This window comes from Endozoicomonas sp. 2B-B (assembly GCF_053470045.1).
Genome location: NZ_JBLZMU010000001.1, coordinates 2,803,694 through 2,824,300, shown reverse-complemented (window position 1 = coordinate 2,824,300; position 20,607 = coordinate 2,803,694). Strand labels below are relative to the sequence as shown.

The following is a 20,607-nucleotide window of genomic DNA, read 5'->3' as shown; positions in this document are numbered from 1 at the left end:
TTTTAACCCAGTTTCGAGAAAGCCAGAGTCACATTAGTACCCCCGAACCCAAAGGAGTTGGTGAGCACATGCTCCATCTCAATGGATCTGGCTTTTCCGGGCACATAATCCAGATCACAACCTTCACCCGGATTTTCCAGATTAATCGTGGGAGGTGCCATATTATCCTGCAGCGATTTCACTGCAAACACGGCCTCCAACGAACCGGCCGCCCCCAGCAAATGACCGGTCATGGATTTGGTGGAGCTGACGGCAACCTGCCTGGCAGCCTGACCAAAAACAGTGTGCACTGCCCTGGTTTCAGCGATATCACCGGCAGGCGTGGAGGTACCATGGGCATTAATATAGGCCACCTGTTCTGCCTTGAGGCCGGCATCATCCAATGCTGATTGCATGGCCCTGGCGGCTCCACGACCATCTTCAGGTGGTGATGTCATGTGGTAAGCATCACCACTCATTCCTACGCCACTGAGCTCAGCATAAATAGTGGCTCCACGTCGTACAGCATGTTCGTATTCTTCCAACACCACAACACCAGCACCATCACCCAGCACAAAGCCATCGCGATCCTTATCCCATGGGCGGCTGGCCGCTTCAGGCTGGTCATTCCTGGTAGACAGGGCTCTGGCCGCCGCAAAACCAGCCATCCCCAGTGCTGAAGAGGCTTTCTCAGCACCGCCGGAGACCATAATGTCAGCATCACCGTAGGCAATGGTTCTGGCAGCCAGAGCAAGGGCATGACTACCCGTTGCACAGGCAGTGGAGGTGGAAAAATTAGGTCCTTGCAAGTTGTAGTGCATGGACAACCAGCCCGCCGCCATATTGATAATAGCCGCTGGTATGAAGAAGGGAGATATACGACGAGGGCCAGACTTCTGAAGCGTATCATAGCTCTGTTCAATAGAAGTGATACCACCAATACCGGAACCAATGACAACACCATAGCGACCAACATTATCGCCTTTCAGCAAATCACTGCCATCAAGCCCTGCATCTTTCATCGCTTCAACAGAAGCCGCCAGTGCGTACTGAATAAAGACATCCATTTTTCGGGCATCTTTAGGGTTGAAGTGATCACCTGCTCGAAAGCCTTTTACTGTACCACAGATACTGACGCTGAATTTCTCAGTATCCAGATGATCGATGGTATGAATACCACTGCGACCAGCCAACACTGACTGCCAGCTCTGATCAACACCCAGACCTACCGGAGATAAAGCTCCAAGCCCTGTTACCACTACCCTTCTGTGCGACAAAACAATTCACTCCTGCATCAGATCTTCTGACTTTCTTTTTTTATACCCGGGCATTGGGGGCGCTGACAATTAATCATCGAGCTCAGCCCTTTCATGAGTCATAAACCAGTTAAGGCCACAGGTTTACAAAAAATCATGCTAAATGATTATGTAAAAATGATGACATTATCTTTGTGTGAGTAGCTTATACCAATCGTGCTTTCTAACTCCCGTGATAAGCACGGAGATTTTTGCCTCAAGACAAGGCTACGATCGTCAACGCAGGATTAAGGCTCAAATCTTCAGCGCAATAGGGAGTTAGAAAGTTCGATTGGCATTATATCCCAGTCAGGTTACTCACTGTAAAAACACAAAAGCCGCACGCATTTTATTGCGTACGGCTTTTTCAGGACACATTTACTCGCATGCAACCCGGACAGAATCAGGAATGAGCAACAACGTAATCAATGGCTTCCTGAACCGTAGTGATCTTTTCAGCTTCCTCGTCCGGAATCTCAGTTTCAAACTCTTCTTCCAGAGCCATTACCAGCTCAACAGTGTCCAGAGAGTCCGCGCCGAGGTCCTCTACGAATGACGCACTGTTGGTGACTTCCTCTGCTTTTACGCCAAGCTGTTCGCAAACGATCTTTTTGACGCGCTCTTCAATGGTACTCATACCTGGTTGTGCTCCTATGGATATTCGGGTGCAGTAGGGTGATTCAAAGCCACCCTGTCTGCGGTCAATTACTATATATAAACGCTTGCGGTAATTTCAAGGACAGGCCTGTTATATTACCGAAAATTTCATCTTTATCGGAGGGGTTTTTGACACGAGTCAAGTGCAAGTAACACCAAACACTAGCCCATGTACATCCCACCATTCACGTGAATGGTTTCTCCGGTAATGTAACCGGCTGCGTCACTGGCCAGAAAAGCCACCACACCGGAAATTTCTTCGGGCTGCCCAAGGCGAGCCATAGGCACCTGGGACTGCAAAAAGGTTCTTTGCTCTTCCGGCAACTCACGGGTCATATCGGTATCAATAAAGCCCGGAGCTACTGTATTCACAGAGATCTGGCGAGAGCCAATTTCTCTGGCCAGAGAGCGACTGAAGCCTTCTATTCCGGCCTTGGCCGCCGCATAGTTGGATTGCCCCTGATTGCCCATGGAACCTACCACGGAACTGATGTTGATGATACGACCCCAACGGGCTTTGGTCATGCCTCTCAATACCGCCTTACTCATTCTGTATATGGAGCTCAGGTTAGTATTGACGACATCGTCCCACTCATCATCCTTCATTCTCATCAGGATATTGTCACGAGTAATGCCAGCATTATTAACCAGAATTTGCGGGGCACCAAATTCGGATGTCACTGCTTTTACCACTTCAGTACAGCTTCCAGTCTCAGAGACATTCAAGACCATACCGCAGCCCTTTATTCCCTCAGCCTGCAGCATTTCAGTGATTCTTGCAGCACCCGGGCCGGAAGTAGCGGTACCTACCACTACAGCCCCCTGCTGGCCCAGATCAAAGGCAATGGCCTTGCCAATTCCGCGACTGGCGCCGGTAACCAGAGCCACCTTGCCTTCAAGGTTCGACATAGTTATATCCTGTTGTTCTAGTGCGAAACTACTTCTTCCAAGCGCCTAAAATAAGCACGTTTTTTCGCTTATAGCTATCAGTCACAGAAGTGCGTACCAGTCAGCCCTGCAGACTTGAATGTAATGCAAGTCCGACAAACTGCCAGATACCGCATACCTGAAAATGACAATCAAGAATGACCTGGCAAATCATCGAAAGAGGATGCCGATTCAAGAGTCAGTACAGGTGACCTGCGCAGAATCCGCTTGTTAAGCCCAGCAAGCACCTTGCCAGCACCACACTCAACAAACCGAGCCACTCCCGCTCCATTCAGATACTGAATCGTCTCCACCCAACGAACAGGACTATAGAGCTGCCTGACCAGGTTTTCACGCATTTTATCCGGCTCTGAACAAGGCTCTGCAGTGACATTCTGAATCACAGCGATTGAAGGTTGGCTCAACTCAACAAGCTCCAGCTCAACAGCCAGCTTCTGTGCCGCTGGCTTCATCAGTGCGCAGTGAGAGGGCACGCTCACTGGCAAAGGCATTGCCTTTCTGGCACCCACCTCCTTAGCCAGATCAACTGCACGGGCCACTGCTTCTTTTTCACCGGCAATAACCACCTGGCCCGGAGAATTAAAGTTAACCGCTTCGACCACACTTCCCCGGGCAGCATTCTGACAGAGTGAAATCACCTGCTGATCTTCAAGTCCGAGGATGGCAGCCATGGCGCCCGTACCGGTCGGAACGGCCTCTTGCATAAAGAGACCACGTTGACGAACAACCCGAACGGCATCGGCAAACTTCATTACCCCCGAACAGACCAGTGCCGAGTACTCCCCCAGACTGTGACCCGCCATAAAGACAGGCTGCTCACCGCCCTTCTCAAGCCAGAGACGCCACAAAGCTACACTCGCAGTGAGCAGTGCTGGCTGGGTATTCTCCGTTTTGTTGAGTTCCTCTGCAGGCCCCTCACTGATCAGCCTCAGCACATCAAACCCGAGCACTCCAGCAGCCTCAGTGAATGTTTGCACGACAACAGGGTCGTCGATATGGTCAGCAAGCATGCCCACCGACTGGGATCCCTGCCCCGGAAAAACAAATGCAAGTAAATCCGTCATTGCTTTGGGTCTAATCCTGATATAGCCAACCTTTGAAAGAAGCACGCCCTTCCCGGCGATTCAGTTCTTCCTGAAAATCCTGACAATTATAGAAAAAGTCGAACCTCAGGTTGGTAAATTTATGTTTACTTCTGAAACAGCCATGCACGCTATGAAATTAATCCATGACTTTTAAGCTCAATGTCTATGTTTGCCGATAGCCTGCAACAAAGCGGACGAGCAGAGACCAGTTGCGAGAAACAAGCCTGTGAACTACCTTTTTTCCTGCCCCTTGCAGACCTGCCGAGACACCCGGGAGAAGCGATAACACCCCGGAGGAACTCACCACCGGGATCATAACATTCTGTAAATTGCTTCAGAAACAGTTTATCTCCCCGCCTGCGCACCGGATGACCAGACTTCAAATCAGGAGAATGACTCAAATGAACTATCTAAAAGGCTTTGCCGGAGAATTTATAGGCACGTTTATCCTTGTGTTATTTGGCTGCGGCTCAGTGGCCGTCACGGTGCTATTTTCTGCCCATGCCGGACTCTTTCAGGTGGCCATGGTCTGGGGACTGGCAGTGATGCTGGCGATTTACGCCACCCGACGTCTTTCCTGCGCGCATCTCAATCCGGCAGTGAGTATTGCTATGGTGATCAGTCGTCGAATGCCATTGACCTTGCTACCCTGCTATCTGATTGCCCAGTTTGCCGGAGCATTTGCGGCAGCCGCCCTGCTTTACCTGCTTTTCTCCAGTTCAATCGTGCAATATGAATTAGCCCATGACATTGTCCGCGGTTCCGAGTCATCCATAGCCAGTGCAATGATATTCGGTGACTACTACCCCAACCCGATGGCCGGAGAAACAGCCTCTGTTTCCACTACCAATGCTTTTTTTGCCGAGTGTACAGGCACATTCACTCTGGTATTTATGATTCTCGCCCTTACCGAAACCTGCAACACAGGGCGGCCGGATCAGGCTCTGGCCCCGCTATTTATCGGTTTAACCGTTGCCGCCATTATCTCAATTATTGCGCCACTGACCCAGGCAGGACTCAACCCGGCCAGAGATTTATCCCCTCGTCTGTTAGCCTCAATGTCCGGCTGGGCGAGCGCGGCGTTTCCCGATAACCATTATGGCTTTTTGACGGTGTATGTTTTGGGCCCAATTACCGGAGGAATCATGGCCGCCTTGTGTTTCACGGGGATTATTGAACCACTGATGAACAAAGCACCAGCTGAAGAACGTGGCAAAAGCAACAAAGCAGCAGCCCCTGACAAATAACAATCCTCTGACTGTGTCTGCCAGCAGCTCCGGGAGGCTGAGCAAGCGAAAAGGGTAGCCAGACAAACAGGCTCTCTCAGAGCAACCGCTCTTCAACCTCTCGGGCAATCCTTGCCGGAACATCATTTTGTGCTTCTTTTACTGCCTGAAGAATCGCTCGATAGAAACCCTCTTCATCGGCCCCACCGTGACTTTTGATGACAACCCCCTGCAAACCGAGCAAACTGGCACCATTATGCAACACTGGGTCAACCTTGCGATTAAATTCCTTCAGCAGAGGTGATATTAAAAAATAAAGACATCGGTTTAACAGAGAGCGCTGAAAAATAGCCCTCAGGCCATCACGCACCAGGTTCGCAACTCCCTCTCCGGTTTTAAGGGCAACATTACCGACAAAACCATCACAGACAATCACGTCAGCCCGGCCACTGAAAATATCATGCCCTTCAACAAAACCGATATAATCCAGCCCCTGCTGTACCTCAAGCTTTTCCAGCAACAGATGGTGAGCCAGCCTGACCTGCTCGTTCCCCTTCATTTCCTCAGAACCAATATTCAGCAAAGCTACTTTCGGAGACTCCACACCATAAACTGACGAGGCTAACTGAGCCCCCATAATGGCAAACTGGTAGAGATGCATGGAAGTGCAGTCAACGTTTGCGCCCATATCCATTAGCAGAGCACTGCCATTAGAGGTAGGCACACTGGCCGCTATTGCCGGACGATCAATACCAGCAAAGGTTTTAAGCACATAACGCCCCATAGCCATCAGCGCTCCGGTATTGCCTGCACTTACACAGGCTTGCGCCTCACCTTTTGAGACTGTCTCAAGCACCTTCCACATAGAGGAATCTTTTTTTCCACGAAGTGCCAGCGAAGGCCTGTCATGCATGGCTACCGTTTTATTGGCATGAATCAGGGTATAACGTGATTGATCAGAAAATTCGATATCGGAAATATAATCTTCCATGAGCTGTCGATCGCCGACAAGCAGAAGATGGAGAGAAGAATAATGCTTGAGCGACCTGACAGCCGCCTGGATACGAGAACGGGGACTATCGTCCCCGCTCATTACATCAAGCGCAACCGTTATTGTTCTATCTTCGTTTGCACCTGATGTCATTTTATCTCATGCCTTTGAAAGACAGCGAAACAGTCACTGTATCACTCCTTTGGGCAAACACAGCCTGGGGCTTAATCTTCGCTGCTTTCAACCACTTTCTTGCCACGGTAGAAACCTTCAGCAGAAACATGGTGACGACGATGAGTTTCGCCGGAAGCTGCTTCTACAGACAGCTGAGCAGAAGTCAGACTGTCGTGGGAACGGCGCATATTACGTTTGGAACGGGTTTTACGGTTTTGCTGAACAGCCATGTGTCAACTCTCCTGGGTCGTAGTATCTTTTTTCAATTTGGCCAGAACGCTGAAAGGGTTACTGCTCCTGCGTTCTTTATCTGCCTCAATGGCAGCAGCCTGAGCCTCTTCTTCAGACTCAGTGGTGTAATATTGCTGAGCTGAACAGTCTTCAGGCGGATGATAGGCCACCAGCGGAAGTGCCAGAATCAGCTCTTCCTCGAGAATAGGCAATAATTCTACCGGCTCATCACCGTACATTAACGGTTCAAAGTCTTCCGGCAGGGCTTTGGCCTGCTCGTCGGTCAGTACCCCCATCAAATGGAGATCAGCTCGCACCGATAGCTTGGCCACATCCAGACAGCGCTGGCAGATCATGCTCAGTTCCGCCTCAACATGCCCCTCCAGCACAACCCGGTTGTTTTCGCTCAATGAAAAGCGAAGGTCAACCTGGACTTCGCCTCTGTCATCAACCAGACTGCTTACCAGCCGGTCGAATTGACTCAGCGCCAGCGAACCTTGAAACTGCCTGCCTTGACGCGCGAATTTACGCGGATCAAAGGTTTTGGGTAATTGTCCGATAGCCATGAGCTCACGGGTTGGTTGTCATAAGCGCGCAATAATAGGGGCAAGAAAAGTCTCTGTCAAAGGGTTTAACCGCTTTAGACTGTTTAAGGCTCAGACATGGGGCCAGCAGACTCCAGAGCAACAAAAACAATAGGTAATTTCCGCCCCTGTCACGTCTTATTCTGGCCTTCCGGGTAGTTATCCCTTAACGTTTGGAATGACTGCCAAAAACCTCTATCAATGAAAGCTTTTCCAACCTGAACAACCAAAATTTATGAAAATCATTCTGGCTTCCAGCTCTCCCTATCGAAAATCCTTATTGGCAAGGCTTGACCTCGCGTTTGAATGTCATTCACCTGATATTGATGAAACACCCGTTGCAGGCGAATCCGCAGAAATGCTGACCCAACGACTTGCCAGGAAAAAAGCCGATACGCTCAAAGCTCACTATCCCGAGCATCTGATTATCGCTTCAGACCAGGCAGCACAACTCAACAATATCACTCTTGGAAAGCCCGGAACCGAACAGCAAGCCATAGAGCAACTGCTGAAGTGCAACGGCCAGTCAGTGACCTTCTACACCAGCCTTTGCCTACTCAACACCCAAACTGACCGATACCAGCTTGCTGTAGTGCCTTACACCGTTCATTTCAGAACTCTGAAAAGGGTCGAAGTTGAGAACTATATAAAGAAGGAAAAACCACTGGATTGCGCAGGCAGCTTTAAGTGTGAAGGACTGGGCATCAGCCTTTTTTCCAGAATGGAGGGGAATGACCCAAACAGCCTGATTGGGTTACCCCTGATTCAACTAAACCACATGCTGATCAACGAAGGCATCAATCCTCTGCTTAGTCATTAGTTAAGAATTTAACAATCAAGAAAAAAGTTGACCCGGATCAATACCCTGCGCCATTCCCCGCTCTATCCTGTGGAAAACAAAAACTCAGGAGAATCAATTATGTATATGGACACGGTCGTGGTCGCAGGATTATTGGTGGTTGCAGCCACACTTATTTTTGGTTGTGCAGTAGCGGGCTTCATTATCAACGATAACCGTAAAAACCGGGGCAAATAAGCCCTGGTTCACCAGCTCAAAGTCCTTCGACCGGTTTGAAAAATTCCTGGAATTTACTTAACAGAAAGCTTCTCATCCACTGATGCGCCTGGTTAAACTGCCAATGCTCTGGCCACACCAGTTCAAATGTCAGGGGTGGAGAATCTGACAAAATAGGGAGGAGGACATAATCCTCAAACAGGTCCATTGCCAGGTACTCTACATTGGTGACAATGGTAAATGCGTCATTGGATCGAATCGCCTTCAAGGCAGCTTCGAAGCTTGGCAGCTTCAGCCATGGGTTCTGAAAAAGGCATACTGTTCACGCAATCCATTAATATACGGACTGGCGGCAATCACCGCCTGGGTTACAACAAAAGGATACTGGTCCATCTCGGTCAGATCGAGTGTGTCCCGACCACTCATCGGATGCCCCTTGCGCATCAGAACATTAAACGACGCTGAGGTAATCACTTCTTTGCAGAGATTCTCAGTGGTATCAGGAAAAGCAACAATGGCCCCGAGATCCAACTCGCCCGACTCCATTGAGTAAATTGTTTCCTCATTCGGCAGCGACACCGAACTGCTGATACCAGGCGCAACCTGCTTAAGCTCAATCAAAGCCTGAATGAGAAAATTATCAAGAACAACCGAACTTGTCCCTATCCGGAAATGATGTTCACTGGTTGCAGGGTCAAAGCTCTGATTCTCAAACAGCGTCTCAGAGTCTGCCATCAGTTTTGAAACCAACGGCTGAATCTGACGCGCTTTTTCGGAAAGAAAAATATGATTCCCTTCCCTGACCAGAATGGGGTCATTCAAGGCTTCTCGCAGCTGTGACAAAGTCCTGCTCATAGTGGATTGGGTCACATGCATCTGATCTGCTGCGCGGGTTACACTTCCGGTATCCAGAATTGCCTGTAAAGCGGGCAGCAAACTCATTTTCAGCCGATTACTGGCCATGAGTACAACTCTCTCTGTTAGACATTGAAATGCCCATATCGCAAAAAAGGTTGCCTGGCAGCCTGACGGACAACTCATTCGATCCACTGAAACAAACTGTTTTTACGCTCTATGAAAGCACTTTGTTTTAGCCTCTTGCAATAAAGAGGAGAAGACAAAACCCTTTCACCAATCCGATTATGCCGGAAACACTTTAAAGACAATAAACCCTGAAAACAAAAAAGCCGGCATCAATGACTCTGGGTTGATGCCGGCAAATACACACAACACATGAACCGGAGTAGACGATTCATGAGGATTAGATTACCCACCCCGACTCCTCTCAGCCAGTGAAAGAAATCACTCAGCCCATTGAACTGACCAATAAGTAATTTACACGGTAAGCGGCCAACTAACACATTCGCGATTTCGATATAACCATTGATGCTTTCAACGTGACCCGTTAGTACAACTACATAACAATCTTGGCTCAACATTAAACACACAATCAGTTGGGATACGTAACCATGCACAAAAAGATTCTGGCCGCAGCAGTAGCCACCGCAGTGGCAGGTCCAGCAATGGCAGTGAACGTTTTTGACGACGGCACAAGCAGCCTGAGTATTGGTGGCCGTGTTGGTGTTGTTGCCAAGAATAAGAATGGCGATAACACCCTGAACAACGACAGCGCTCGTATTAATTTTAAATTCGCGCACAAGTTTGACAGTGGATGGACCGGCCAGGGTGTTGCAGAGTGGGGCTTCCGCGCTCAAGATGAATACGAAAATGGTGAGAAGAAAGACACTTTCTTTAACCGTCTGGGCTATGTTGGCCTGAGCCATGAAGAAATGGGTGCATTCGCTGCCGGTAAAAACTGGAGCGTAACTTATGACGTTTCCGGCTGGACAGACATGTATGCCATCGGTGGTGGTAGCGCTCTGGGTATCTATGACGGTCGCAAAGGCGGCGACTTCGACGGTACTGCCCGAGCCGATGATGTTATCCAGTACCGCAACAGCTTCGGTGGTCTGAACATCGGCCTTCAATACCAAATGGAAGATCACACGGTATCAGATGCCCAGCGTGATTCTGGTTACGGCATCTCTGCCAGCTATGATCTGGCCATGGGCCTCTCTCTGGGTGCCACTTACTCTGAAACCAAGTATAAAGACCAGGAAAAGTCCAAGTCTGCCACTGCCGGTCTGAAATTTGAAAACGAAAGACTGTACCTGGCTGCCATGTACGGCGAGCTGACAAATAAAACTCAACTGAATGGCAACGACGACGTCTACGCCGACGCCAAGTCCAAGGGTATTGAACTTTATGGTCGACTGGCTATGAACAATGTTCTGCAGGGTTTCTCTCTGGAAGCAGGTTATAATGAGCTGAAAGACAACAGTTCAGCAAACGATGACCAGTTTAAGGAAACTCTGAAAGAAACCATGATTGGCGCCATTTATGAAACTGGCCCAATGCAGTTTGCCGTTGAATACGCCATCGACGACAGCAAAAATAATCTTGGCAAGAAGGAGGGTGACAACACCCTGTCTCTGCAGGCGCGTTACTACTTCTAATTGCCCATCAGGCACAGCACGAAAAAGGCCAGCAAATCGCTGGCTTTTTTTTACAGAAATCCATTTCAGCCTTTATTTCTCAAGCACTCAATTACAAAGACACATTCTGACCTTTAAAGAAAAAAACATAAGAATCATTAATCAATACTCATTCTTAATGGCAAATCAGCATACCAGCAACTTTGCATGTGGCTCTATTTTTTGAACTATTGTCCCAAAAAAGACTCTAATCTATTAAACCAACTCTGAATATCATTCTTGATTGCAGGAAAATATCTATCCAGGGAGGGAGCAAGTATGACTCGCATAAATGATAATTACGGCATTGTTGGCCTGTCAGAACCAAAGCAATCCCGGTCAGAGACAACGACCGGAGTCAGTTCGGGAAAGCATGTAACAGCACCTGATAAGCCACAACATTCATTGGCAAATTTGCCCCCCTTGGCACAATCGGAAATTTTTAAATATCTGGATCTTCGCTCTGTTAGCAGCTTGGAAAGGGCATCCCGCCTTTTTCAGGGCGCTACCAAACAAGGCGATACTCTGGCAAAGAATTGGTATGGCCGGTTTCCCTCTTCACACCAGACTCAATTAAAGAGAATACTCAGTAACAAAGATGACAAACAGCTCACTGAATGGTTGCAGCGCTTTACCGATGATGAGGCGTTAATCGATTCAGTCATGAAACGCCGCGAGAGTGTTTATTTTCCTGCTCTGTTCTTTTTCACTGTCAGTAAAGTGATGTCTCAATGTAAAACATTTAAATTAGAGACAACCAGCATTTCCCATAACAGCAGCATCAACTCAGCGTCCTTAAGCGCCGATGGCCGCCATATGATAACTGTTGGTGACGATCATAGGGTGAAAATCTATGCTCTGGGAGAGGATGGAACACTGGAAGAAAAACTCACCATTTCCCATAGTGGCCGTATCAAATCAGCCAGATTCAGCGACGATGGCAGCAAGGTCGTGACCATCAGCGACGATCACAGTGTGAAAATCCTTGGCCAGGAGGTCGATGGATCATGGCAAGAAAAAATCACCATTCACCATACTCGCAATATCAGGTCAGCTGAGCTCAGCCCCGATGGAAGCCATCTGGTGACCGCCAGTGACGATCACACGGCGAAAATCTATGGCCAGAACGTCGATGGATCATGGGAAGAAAAAACCACCATTTACCATACTGATAAGGTCAACTCAGCCACCTTCAGCGCCGACAACCAACATGTCGTAACCACCAGTGACGATCATACGGTGAAAATCCACAGCCATAAAGCTGGGGGATCATGGGTAGAAAAAACCACCATTTCCAATAATGGTTTGGACAAACCAACAATCTTTAGTGCCGATGGCTGTCGTGTAGTGACCTTCAGTAGCGATAACACGGCGAAAATCTATCTGAAACTCAATGGATTATGGGTCGAAGAAGATACCATTTTGCATAATGCTCCCATGAAGTCAGCCAGCTTTAGTGACGATGGTCGCCATTTGATAATCCTCAGTGGCGATAACAGGTTGAGAATGTATACCCGGGGGGCCAGTGGATCATGGATAGAAGAAGACACCGTCGCCGTGACTGGTTGGAGCCGCTCAACGGTCTATAGCGAGCAAGGCCTCTATGCAATTGATATCAAGGACAATGGCACTGCGACAATCCTTGGCCGGAACGGCGATGGATCATGGGTAGAAAAAACCACCATTTCTAATAAAGGTCCTGTCAACTCAGCCAGCTTCAGCATCAAGGGCCACCACCTGGTGACCATCAGTAACGACTACAGAGCGAAAATCTACGACTGGGGTATCGATGGATCATGGAAAGCAAAAACCATCGTTTCCCATAATGATAAGATCAACTCAGCCACCTTCAGCGCCGATGGTCGCCATCTGGCAACCGCCAGTGACGATCACACAGCAAAAATTTATGGCAGGGAGACCGATGGATCATGGGTAGAAAAAGCCACTATTTTCCATAAGGACAAGGTCAGATCAGCCATCTTCAGCGCTGATGGTTGTCACTTAGTGACCATCTGTGACGATCACACGGCCAAAGTCTATGACAAGATGGCCGACGGATCATGGGTAGAAAGAGTCACCATTACCCATGAGGGTCGAATCAGTTCAGCTGCTTTCAGCGCCAATGGCCGCCATCTGGTGACCACCAGTGACGATTGCACGGCGAAAATTTATGAACTGGGGGCCGATGAATTATGGACAGAAAAAGTCACCATTTCCCATAATGACAAGGTCATATCAGCCAACATCAGCGCTGATGGGAACCATGTGGTAACGGCCAGTGACGATCACACAGCAATAGTCTACGGCAAGATGGCCGACGGATCATGGGTAAAAAAAGCCACCATTTCCCACGAGGGGCCCATCACATCAGCCTTCTTCAGCGCCGACCAACGCCATGTGGTGACCACCAGTAAGGACAAAACAGTACGAGTCACTAAATTGCTGAGGAGCGTGGGCAAGCAGCCAAATTGATTCAATCCAGAAGACATGGGTGACGACTGGATTCAGGGTGAGTGGAACTTCAAAGAGAGACTGGAAAACGACCAGAAGACAGAGGTTCCGTTGTACGCTGGAAAAGCTGATCTCAACTGGATCTGCAACAAACAAGGCCAGCAAATCGCTGGCCTTTCCAGGTTTAATTATACCAATCGAACTTTCTAATTCCCTATTGCACTGAAGATTTGAGCCTTAATCCTGCGTTGGCGATCGTCGCCTTGCCTTAAGGCTCAAATATCCATGCTCATCCCGGGAGTTAGAAAGCACGATGGGTCTTACTCGAAAAACATCACTGCAACGATAAGGAGTTCAACCCAAGCACCTTAACCGCAGTCGAAGCAACCCCGGCACCAAAATCTCTCGCAAAACGCTCGAAAGGAGTCAAACGCAGAGAAAAGTCGACAATTTCTTCTTCACCAATTACTTCGCGTGCTACATAACCGGCACTACCCAGACCATCCAGCAAACCCAGTTTTATTGCCTGTTCTCCTGTCCAGACCATGCCGGAAAAGATATCTTTATTATCAGACAGACGATCACCACGCCCCTGTTTTACGACATTAATAAATTGATTGTGGATCGTATCCAGAGACTGCTGCCAGCGCTGAGTCGCTTCAAAGTCCTCGGGCTGAAAGGGGTCATTGAAGGCTTTGAACTCACCTGCCGTATAGTTACGGCGGGTCACGCCCAGCTTTTTCATAGCCTCGACAAAGCCAAAACCGGAAGAAATCACTCCAATGGAACCGACCAGACTGGCTTTATCTGCATAAATCTTATCTGCCGCCGCCGCCACGTAGTAGCCACCAGAAGCACCGATATCCATGACTACTGCGTAGAGGGGAGTCTTAGGATACAAGCCTCTCAGCCGCCTGATCTCGTCATAGATATAGCCAGACTGAACCGGGCTGCCACCGGGGCTGTTAATACGAAGAATAACCCCCTTGGTACCTTTATCTTCAAAGGCTGCACGCAGCCCGGTAACCACAGAGTCGGCATTGACATCATCGGTTCCGATAACACCGTCCAACTCTACAAGGGCAGTATGGGATGCACTGGCTGGAGCACCAGAAAGATCTACATGCATGGCGTTGTAGAAAACACCAACGGATACAAACAACCAGATAAAAGTCAGAAGCTTGAAGAAAATCCCCCAGCGACGTGCACGACGCTGCTCTTTCAAAGCACCCTGGGCCAGGTTCTCAACCAGCTTCCAGGCACGCCCTTCTTTATCACCTGACTGTTCATAGTCATCACTCTCATTCCATGAACTACTCACTCAACTCACTCCTGCTATTTTCAACAAACTTCTCTGTCCCTTATTCGAACGGAGCACAAAAAAAGTTCTTTTTCTATGGCTGTCAGTGTTTGCCCAGCCAATCAATCAAATCATCAAAAGAGTCCACCGTATACACCGGATCATACTCTTTCAGCTTGCTTTCATCCTGAGCGCCATAAGTGACTGCCACACTATCCATACCAGCATTGGCAGCCATGGCCATATCAAACCCGGAATCTCCAACCATAAGCGCCTGATCTGCAGTTACACCGAACTCAGCAAGCAACTGTTCAAGCATCATCGGATGAGGTTTGGAATGGGCATCATCGGCTGTCCGACTGGCCTCGAAGAATGACTGGTAACCGTTAGCGGTCATTGAGCGCTCCAGGCCCGCTCTTTTTTTACCCGTAGCCACCGCCATTTTGATCCTCGTACCTTTCAGATGCTCCAACCCCCGGGTAACCCCGGGGAAAGGACGGGATGGCTTCTGCTCCAGCTTAAGATGAAAGAACCGGTACGCTTCACGATAAGCGGCGACCTGCCCGTCATCCAGCTCAGGATAGAGTCTTGCAACCGCCTCCCCCAGGCTCAGTCCAATTATGCTTTTATAAGTCTCATTTGAAAGAACAGGCAACGCCATGTTCTCTGCCGCCCTGACCAGGGCGGTTACGATATTGGGCACAGAATCAATCAAGGTTCCATCCCAGTCAAATACAACCAGTGAATACTCTTTTCTTTCCTTCATACCTGATCAATCTTCTACTGCTTGTCCAGATGTCTGTAACACGAGAAAAAAGACGCCATCAATATCCAAAAAAATATTAATTCCTGATCGTCTCAAGTAAATCCTCAAGATCTTTCGGCAAAGGGGCATCAATTGTCAAAGGCTGGCCATCTGGCAGAACCAGCTTAAGTTTGGCGGCATGAAGAAACAGTCGCTTCAGCCCGAACTGCCTGAATCGTTTATTATCTTCATCTGGCGTGTATTTATCATCTCCAAGAATCGGGTACCCGGCGTGCAGACAATGCACCCTGATCTGGTGCGTTCTACCAGTAACCGGACTGGCCTCTACCAGAGTGGCTGCTTCATTGGCGTAACTGAATCTCTCAAGCACCTGATAAAGGGTTTTTGAACGCTTACCCTCTATATCCACCGTCACCATCCGCTCTCCGGATCGAAGGGTATTTTTCAGCAAAGGGGCATTCACAAGAACTTTCCTGCTCGGCCAGCGACCCAGGACGAGGGCGTTGTAGATTTTACTGATTTTATCTTCCTTCAGCTGAGCATGAAGATAACGAAGCATGCTTCGCTTTCTGGCAATCATCAGGCAGCCCGAAGTATCCCGGTCCAAACGATGCACCAGTTCCAAACTTCGATCCTGAGGGCGGATGTTTCTCAGAGTCTCAATAACGCCATAAGAGATACCACTGCCACCATGAACAGCAATACCGGCTGGCTTATTGATGATAATCAGAGATTTGTCTTCATAGAGGATGGCATCTTCCAGCTTCTGGATAATAACAGCCCCAGGCGTTGCCATGAGAGCCTTTTCAGAAATCCTGACAGGTGGAACCCTTAACAGATCTCCATCCTGAAGCCGGTAATCTGCAGTTACGCGCTTTTTGTTTACTCGTACTTCACCTTTACGGATGATTCTGTAAACCCGGGTTTTAGGCACACCTTTGAGAATCCGTACCAGATAATTATCGACCCGTTGCCCGGCATCTTCGCTGTCAATATTGATCATTTTTACCGCTGGGCGGGGTTCTCCGGCTTGCCGGGAGTCGTTCTGATGTCTATCCATTGCGCTATAGTATCAGCTTTCCGTCATTTGAAGCACTTACAGATTACTGGTATAGTTGTTGCACTGCCTTATGCATATACGAGTAGGCAGTTCGATTTACGAATCCTGAGAGCGGCCGACAGCGGAATTGGCAAGTACGAAAGAGCCATAAAGCCACTTGAACCAGAGCCGATGACACTCAGGACAGATGAAACACCATCACGGCCCAGCCGTGTAAGATAAACAGCGCTACTCTCTGTCAAGCAGTGCACCCCCGGATTCCGGGCGTGAGGAGAACTCCGGGAAGATTGACATTATAATCGGCCTACTTTTTTATCGAGCCAATCGCTATCGATAAACGCCGAAAATTCCCGGTAAAACTGAATTTCCCCGCCCAGGGTGACCCGTCTGAATTAAGACCTGGTCACCGGTTTGATGCTAAATAGTTACAAAGCTGGTTAAAGAAGTACTGGGAAGTAACCCTGATAGCACAGATTATAAACCGGCAGTTCCGCATCAGTGACGGACCGGAAGACAAGAAAACGGGCAGTGCCGGCTTGAGAGGATAGCCTCTTAATGTATTCGGTACTCTATGAAGAGAATGTTAATCAACGCAACTCAGTCTGAAGAGTTGCGCGTCGCGCTGGTTGATGGCCAGCGCCTTTACGATCTGGACATCGAGTCCGGCGCTCGTAAACAGAAAAAAGCTAACATCTACAAAGGAAAAATCACCCGGGTTGAACCCAGCCTGGAAGCAGCTTTTGTCGATTTTGGTGCTGAACGTCACGGATTCCTCCCCCTTAAGGAGATCTCCAGGGAATACTTCAGCTCCCCTCATCAAGGTGGTCGCCCCAACATCAGGGACGTTATCAAAGAGGGGCAGGAAGTCATTGTTCAGGTAGATAAGGAAGAGCGCGGCAATAAGGGCGCTGCTCTCACGACGCTGGTCAGTCTGGCCGGTCGTTATCTGGTTCTGATGCCCAACAACCCAAGAGCCGGCGGCATTTCGCGTCGCATCGAGGGTAATGAACGGGCTGAACTCCGTGAAATCCTGAGCAACCTCAAGATCCCTTCCGAAATGGGTGTTATTGTCCGCACAGCAGGTCTCGGTTGCTCCGGAGATGAACTGCAGTGGGACCTCGATTACCTGCTTCAACTCTGGAGTTCCATCAAGGATGCGGCACAAAAGCCAGCACCTATGCTGATTTACCAGGAAAGCAACGTCATTATCCGGGCAATCAGGGACTATCTGCGTCAGGACATTGGCGAAGTTCTGATCGACAAATCCAGCGTATTTGACGAAGCAGTGGATTTCATCACGCAGGTTATGCCCCAGTACCAGCACAAGGTCAAGCTATACAAAGACAGCATCCCGCTGTTCAACCGCTTCCAGATCGAATCTCAGATCGAAACAGCTTTTCAGCGTGAAGTTGAGCTGCCTTCGGGTGGTTCCATTGTCATTGACCCCACTGAAGCCCTGGTTTCCATAGATATTAACTCCGCCCGGGCAACCCGTGGTGGCGATATTGAAGAAACGGCACTCAACACCAACCTGGAAGCGGCCGATGAAATCGCCCGTCAGCTCAGGCTCCGTGATATCGGCGGGCTGATCGTGATCGACTTCATCGACATGAGCCACAACCGCAATCAGCGTGAAGTCGAGAATCGCATTCGTCAGGCACTCTCCATGGATCGCGCACGCGTGCAGACCGGACGTATTTCTCTTTTCGGACTGCTGGAAATGTCTCGCCAGCGTCTGCGCCCGTCACTGGGTGAAACCAGCGGTGTGGTCTGCCCAAGATGCTCTGGCCAGGGCACTATCCGTGATATTGAATCCCTGGCCCTGTCAATCCTGCGCCTGATGGAAGAAGAAGCTCTCAAAGACAAGACTTCTGAAATCCGTGCCCAGGTGCCGGTCGCTGTTGCTGCCTTCCTGTTGAATGAGAAACGCCAGACCATCGCCAAGATTGAGAAGCGTCACAAGATTCGCATTGTTGCGATTCCCAATCCAAACCTGGAAACACCGCATTACGACGTACAGCGTCTGAGAGATGATCACGTGCTGGAAGGCTCCGAGAGCAGCTACGAAATCATCACTGCTGACGAGCCACAGGAAGAAAAAGTAACCTCTTCACAGACCAGGGCAACTCCACGTCAGGAAGCGGCGGTTAAAAACCTAGCTCCATCTCAACCCGCACCCGCTCTGGCTGAAAAACAAGGCCTGCTGAAGTCTTTTGTCAAAGCAATTGGTGGTCTTTTTACGGCCGAAGAAGCCTCACAAAAGCCTACCCAGGCTGAAACCCAAAAGCCTGCTCCTCAGCAGCGCCAGCCAAGAGATCGCAATAGTCAACAGCGCGACTCTCAGCAGCGAGATCATCGTGGCCAACGCCAGCAACGCAACAAGCCACCGCACCGCAAAGAGCAGGCTGATGATCGTCAGGCTCGGAATGAGCGCCGTCGCAGTAGTCGCCAACAGGACGAGAGAAGAGAGAACTCGCCCCGTCAGGAACGCGTTGCTCGCCAGCAGCCGGAGGAGCGCAGCTCTCGTCGCCAGCAACAGGAAAGAAGAGATCGCCGTGAGCCTCTGACAGATCAGAAACATCAGGATCAGGCCATTTCCGAGCAGCAGGAAGATAACCGTCGCCGTCGTCGTCCCGGCTCTGCACATCGCAGAAGAAACAACCGTCCCTCCCAGAGAGATCGTAGCCAACTGGAACAGCCCTCACTACCCTCTCTGTCTCAGCCTGAAGAAGGCAAGACGGAAGTACCATCGCAACCTGCTGCCGCCAGAACGAGTGCAGCTGTAAAAGAACCTGTAGAACAGACCTCTCAAAAACAGAGTGCTAAACCGGCTCTTCAGCAGGACCTAAGGGCCTCTCAGGAAGTAGAAGCCCCACTGGAAGCACCGACTGAAAAGATGGCTGCCAGAGAATCTGAACAGAAAGCATCCCACCAGCCAGAAAGGGTCGATGCTATTGCCGAAACGCCAGCAACAAGACAGGCTGAGGAAGCGGTTAGCAAGGCAGCTCCTGCCAACGGGCAGAAGCCTCAGGCTGAAGATACCCGACCTGCTAACCCACCAGTTGTTGAGGCACCTGAAACTGCAGCGCCTCGCATGACTGAAATGGCCAAGGCAGTCGCTGCCAGCAGCCACAGGGATGCAGTCCCTCTCCAGAAGCCAAATGTTCCGGTTCAACAAAGCGTTGAACCCACAGTCGCAAAAGCAGAAGAACCTGCCAAGCCCGCAACTCCAGCAATTGAGAGCAGCAGGGAAACCGCTCCGGCACCGGTTGCTGAAGCAGCACCTCAACAGCAGGAAGCACGCAAAGCTGCCGAACCCGAAGCAGCAGCCGAGCCAACATCAAATGTTGTTGAGTTCAGCAAGAAAGAAGAACCTGCCCCCCGCCGCAGACGCAGCAGGGCTCACAACGACCCTCGCATGAAGCGTCGTCAGGAGCAACAGCAGGCTTCAACAGCCCAGCAGCCCGAAAGCAAGCCATCTGAAGATGAGCAACCTGCTGTCTCTGCATCACAGGAAAATTAATCATCAAGCCCGGTGGACTATCATCGGGCTGTTATGACTCCAGTGATGAGAGTTCATCATTTCAAGCTGTCATGTTGCAATGACGCCCATAGAAAAAGGAGAGGCAATGCCCCTCCTTTCTTGTCTTAAAACTCATATCTTCATGCTTATTACGGGAGTTGGAAAACACGATTGACGTTGCAACTCCGATTACATCGTTACCGCTTTCAATAACCACAAAAAATACAGAGGATCAGGGAACTAAAAGAGATAACGCAAGTCAGATAAATATAAGCCAAGCAAACAGGAGTAAATATCATGAACGGAATCACAACCCCTTCTGACCAATATTACTGGCCCGCTACTGAATATATGCAAGAGGACGAATGTGCTATTTGTTATTTTAGTTTTGCAGAAAAAGAAGTATCGGTTACCAAATGCGCCAACAATTTTCACACATCCTGTCTGGAAACCTGGCTAGAGCATGGAGATGTATGTGCTATGTGTAGGACTCCCCTCAAGGATAGGACTATCCAGCAAGAGGACCCATTTGTTCAGATCTTAAGAGAGGCTGGTAACTTCACACCTATCCTGCACTTGGTGGACCCTGACCTCAATGACTTGCATTTTTTAAATTTGTTGATTGAAGCTCGCTACAGCTGAAGGAATGGCGATAGTATGTAAACCAACGGGCCTTACTCATTGAGATAAGAGCTTGATCCTCTTTACCTGAAAGTCCGCCGGATTCTGGCTGGTGTATGGCTGAAAGTCCTTAGACAGATGAAGGTTGAATCTTGTATGGCTATAAG

18 protein-coding genes are annotated in these 20,607 nt (G+C 49.4%); 7 read left to right on the top strand and 11 right to left on the bottom strand.

Going from position 1 to position 20,607, the window contains the following annotated elements; translation table 11 throughout:
- Window positions 1–2: 2 nt before the first annotated feature.
- From fabF to fabD, 4 genes are all read right to left on the bottom strand, one after another.
- The gene (gene fabF, locus ACOMHB_RS11235; RefSeq protein WP_422133354.1) at window positions 3–1,256 is read right to left on the bottom strand and encodes a beta-ketoacyl-ACP synthase II; all 1,254 of its coding nucleotides are present in this window, start codon (window positions 1,254–1,256) and stop codon (window positions 3–5) included.
- 421 nt (window positions 1,257–1,677) lie between these two features.
- Complete coding sequence (acpP, locus tag ACOMHB_RS11230; RefSeq protein ID WP_034842413.1) at window positions 1,678–1,911, bottom strand: acyl carrier protein; 234 nt, start codon at window positions 1,909–1,911, stop codon at window positions 1,678–1,680.
- Between the two features lie 182 nt (window positions 1,912–2,093).
- Window positions 2,094–2,840, bottom strand: coding sequence for a 3-oxoacyl-ACP reductase FabG (fabG, locus tag ACOMHB_RS11225; RefSeq protein ID WP_422137727.1), 747 nt, complete (start codon window positions 2,838–2,840; stop codon window positions 2,094–2,096).
- Between the two features lie 170 nt (window positions 2,841–3,010).
- The gene (fabD, locus tag ACOMHB_RS11220) at window positions 3,011–3,943 is read right to left on the bottom strand and encodes an ACP S-malonyltransferase (RefSeq protein WP_422133352.1); all 933 of its coding nucleotides are present in this window, start codon (window positions 3,941–3,943) and stop codon (window positions 3,011–3,013) included.
- 422 nt (window positions 3,944–4,365) lie between these two features.
- Between fabD and ACOMHB_RS11215 the strand changes: the two genes are divergently transcribed.
- A complete protein-coding gene (locus ACOMHB_RS11215) occupies window positions 4,366–5,211 on the top strand; it encodes an MIP/aquaporin family protein (RefSeq protein WP_448216674.1) in 846 nt (281 codons plus the stop codon).
- A gap of 76 nt (window positions 5,212–5,287) precedes the next feature.
- Here the strand turns inward: ACOMHB_RS11215 and plsX are convergent, their stop codons facing one another.
- From plsX to ACOMHB_RS11200, 3 genes are all read right to left on the bottom strand, one after another.
- Window positions 5,288–6,334: a phosphate acyltransferase PlsX gene (gene plsX, locus ACOMHB_RS11210; RefSeq protein ID WP_422137726.1), complete on the bottom strand. Its 1,047-nt coding sequence runs from the start codon at window positions 6,332–6,334 to the stop codon at window positions 5,288–5,290.
- Between the two features lie 71 nt (window positions 6,335–6,405).
- Window positions 6,406–6,585 (bottom strand): 50S ribosomal protein L32, encoded by a 180-nt coding sequence (rpmF, locus tag ACOMHB_RS11205; RefSeq protein WP_422133349.1) that lies wholly within the window; start codon window positions 6,583–6,585, stop codon window positions 6,406–6,408.
- Window positions 6,586–6,588: 3 nt separating this feature from the next.
- Complete coding sequence (locus tag ACOMHB_RS11200) at window positions 6,589–7,152, bottom strand: YceD family protein (protein WP_422133348.1); 564 nt, start codon at window positions 7,150–7,152, stop codon at window positions 6,589–6,591.
- A 253-nt stretch (window positions 7,153–7,405) separates the two neighbouring features.
- On the opposite strand from ACOMHB_RS11200, the gene ACOMHB_RS11195 reads away from it, so the two are divergent.
- Both ACOMHB_RS11195 and ccoM read left to right on the top strand, forming a co-directional pair.
- Complete coding sequence (locus ACOMHB_RS11195) at window positions 7,406–7,990, top strand: Maf family protein (protein WP_422133347.1); 585 nt, start codon at window positions 7,406–7,408, stop codon at window positions 7,988–7,990.
- Between the two features lie 99 nt (window positions 7,991–8,089).
- Window positions 8,090–8,206: a cytochrome c oxidase subunit CcoM gene (gene ccoM, locus ACOMHB_RS11190; RefSeq protein ID WP_422133346.1), complete on the top strand. Its 117-nt coding sequence runs from the start codon at window positions 8,090–8,092 to the stop codon at window positions 8,204–8,206.
- Window positions 8,207–8,476: 270 nt separating this feature from the next.
- Here ccoM and ACOMHB_RS11185 read toward each other — a convergent pair whose 3' ends face one another.
- The gene (locus tag ACOMHB_RS11185) at window positions 8,477–9,148 is read right to left on the bottom strand and encodes a LysR family transcriptional regulator (protein WP_448216673.1); all 672 of its coding nucleotides are present in this window, start codon (window positions 9,146–9,148) and stop codon (window positions 8,477–8,479) included.
- Window positions 9,149–9,654: 506 nt separating this feature from the next.
- On the opposite strand from ACOMHB_RS11185, the gene ACOMHB_RS11180 reads away from it, so the two are divergent.
- Together ACOMHB_RS11180 and ACOMHB_RS11175 are read left to right on the top strand one after the other, a co-directional pair.
- Entirely contained in the window at window positions 9,655–10,701 is a 1,047-nt protein-coding gene (locus ACOMHB_RS11180) for a porin (RefSeq protein WP_448216672.1), read from the top strand.
- A gap of 297 nt (window positions 10,702–10,998) precedes the next feature.
- The gene (locus ACOMHB_RS11175; protein WP_448216671.1) at window positions 10,999–13,191 is read left to right on the top strand and encodes a WD40 repeat domain-containing protein; all 2,193 of its coding nucleotides are present in this window, start codon (window positions 10,999–11,001) and stop codon (window positions 13,189–13,191) included.
- Window positions 13,192–13,504: 313 nt separating this feature from the next.
- On the opposite strand, the gene ACOMHB_RS11170 is transcribed toward ACOMHB_RS11175, so the two are convergent.
- From ACOMHB_RS11170 to rluC, 3 genes are all read right to left on the bottom strand, one after another.
- Window positions 13,505–14,491: a S49 family peptidase gene (locus tag ACOMHB_RS11170; RefSeq protein ID WP_422133341.1), complete on the bottom strand. Its 987-nt coding sequence runs from the start codon at window positions 14,489–14,491 to the stop codon at window positions 13,505–13,507.
- Window positions 14,492–14,573: 82 nt separating this feature from the next.
- A complete protein-coding gene (locus ACOMHB_RS11165) occupies window positions 14,574–15,236 on the bottom strand; it encodes an HAD family hydrolase (RefSeq protein WP_448216670.1) in 663 nt (220 codons plus the stop codon).
- Between the two features lie 76 nt (window positions 15,237–15,312).
- Complete coding sequence (rluC, locus tag ACOMHB_RS11160) at window positions 15,313–16,296, bottom strand: 23S rRNA pseudouridine(955/2504/2580) synthase RluC (RefSeq protein WP_448216669.1); 984 nt, start codon at window positions 16,294–16,296, stop codon at window positions 15,313–15,315.
- A 571-nt stretch (window positions 16,297–16,867) separates the two neighbouring features.
- On the opposite strand from rluC, the gene rne reads away from it, so the two are divergent.
- The gene (rne, locus tag ACOMHB_RS11155) at window positions 16,868–19,819 is read left to right on the top strand and encodes a ribonuclease E (protein ID WP_448216668.1); all 2,952 of its coding nucleotides are present in this window, start codon (window positions 16,868–16,870) and stop codon (window positions 19,817–19,819) included.
- A 297-nt stretch (window positions 19,820–20,116) separates the two neighbouring features.
- Entirely contained in the window at window positions 20,117–20,461 is a 345-nt protein-coding gene (locus ACOMHB_RS11150) for an RING finger domain-containing protein (RefSeq protein ID WP_448216667.1), read from the top strand.
- The last annotated feature ends 146 nt before the right edge of the window (window positions 20,462–20,607 follow it).

Coding starts and splice junctions, on each gene's coding strand:
- rpmF (WP_422133349.1), bottom strand. CDS start 6,585: ATGGCTGTTCAGCAAAACCGTAAAACCCGTTCCAAACGTAATATGCGC.
- ACOMHB_RS11175 (WP_448216671.1), top strand. CDS start 10,999: ATGACTCGCATAAATGATAATTACGGCATTGTTGGCCTGTCAGAACCA.
- acpP (WP_034842413.1), bottom strand. CDS start 1,911: ATGAGTACCATTGAAGAGCGCGTCAAAAAGATCGTTTGCGAACAGCTT.
- ACOMHB_RS11185 (WP_448216673.1), bottom strand. CDS start 9,148: ATGGCCAGTAATCGGCTGAAAATGAGTTTGCTGCCCGCTTTACAGGCA.
- ccoM (WP_422133346.1), top strand. CDS start 8,090: ATGTATATGGACACGGTCGTGGTCGCAGGATTATTGGTGGTTGCAGCC.
- plsX (WP_422137726.1), bottom strand. CDS start 6,334: ATGACATCAGGTGCAAACGAAGATAGAACAATAACGGTTGCGCTTGAT.
- ACOMHB_RS11200 (WP_422133348.1), bottom strand. CDS start 7,152: ATGGCTATCGGACAATTACCCAAAACCTTTGATCCGCGTAAATTCGCG.
- ACOMHB_RS11180 (WP_448216672.1), top strand. CDS start 9,655: ATGCACAAAAAGATTCTGGCCGCAGCAGTAGCCACCGCAGTGGCAGGT.
- rne (WP_448216668.1), top strand. CDS start 16,868: ATGAAGAGAATGTTAATCAACGCAACTCAGTCTGAAGAGTTGCGCGTC.
- ACOMHB_RS11195 (WP_422133347.1), top strand. CDS start 7,406: ATGAAAATCATTCTGGCTTCCAGCTCTCCCTATCGAAAATCCTTATTG.
- rluC (WP_448216669.1), bottom strand. CDS start 16,296: ATGGATAGACATCAGAACGACTCCCGGCAAGCCGGAGAACCCCGCCCA.
- fabG (WP_422137727.1), bottom strand. CDS start 2,840: ATGTCGAACCTTGAAGGCAAGGTGGCTCTGGTTACCGGCGCCAGTCGC.
- ACOMHB_RS11165 (WP_448216670.1), bottom strand. CDS start 15,236: ATGAAGGAAAGAAAAGAGTATTCACTGGTTGTATTTGACTGGGATGGA.
- ACOMHB_RS11150 (WP_448216667.1), top strand. CDS start 20,117: ATGAACGGAATCACAACCCCTTCTGACCAATATTACTGGCCCGCTACT.
- fabD (WP_422133352.1), bottom strand. CDS start 3,943: ATGACGGATTTACTTGCATTTGTTTTTCCGGGGCAGGGATCCCAGTCG.
- ACOMHB_RS11215 (WP_448216674.1), top strand. CDS start 4,366: ATGAACTATCTAAAAGGCTTTGCCGGAGAATTTATAGGCACGTTTATC.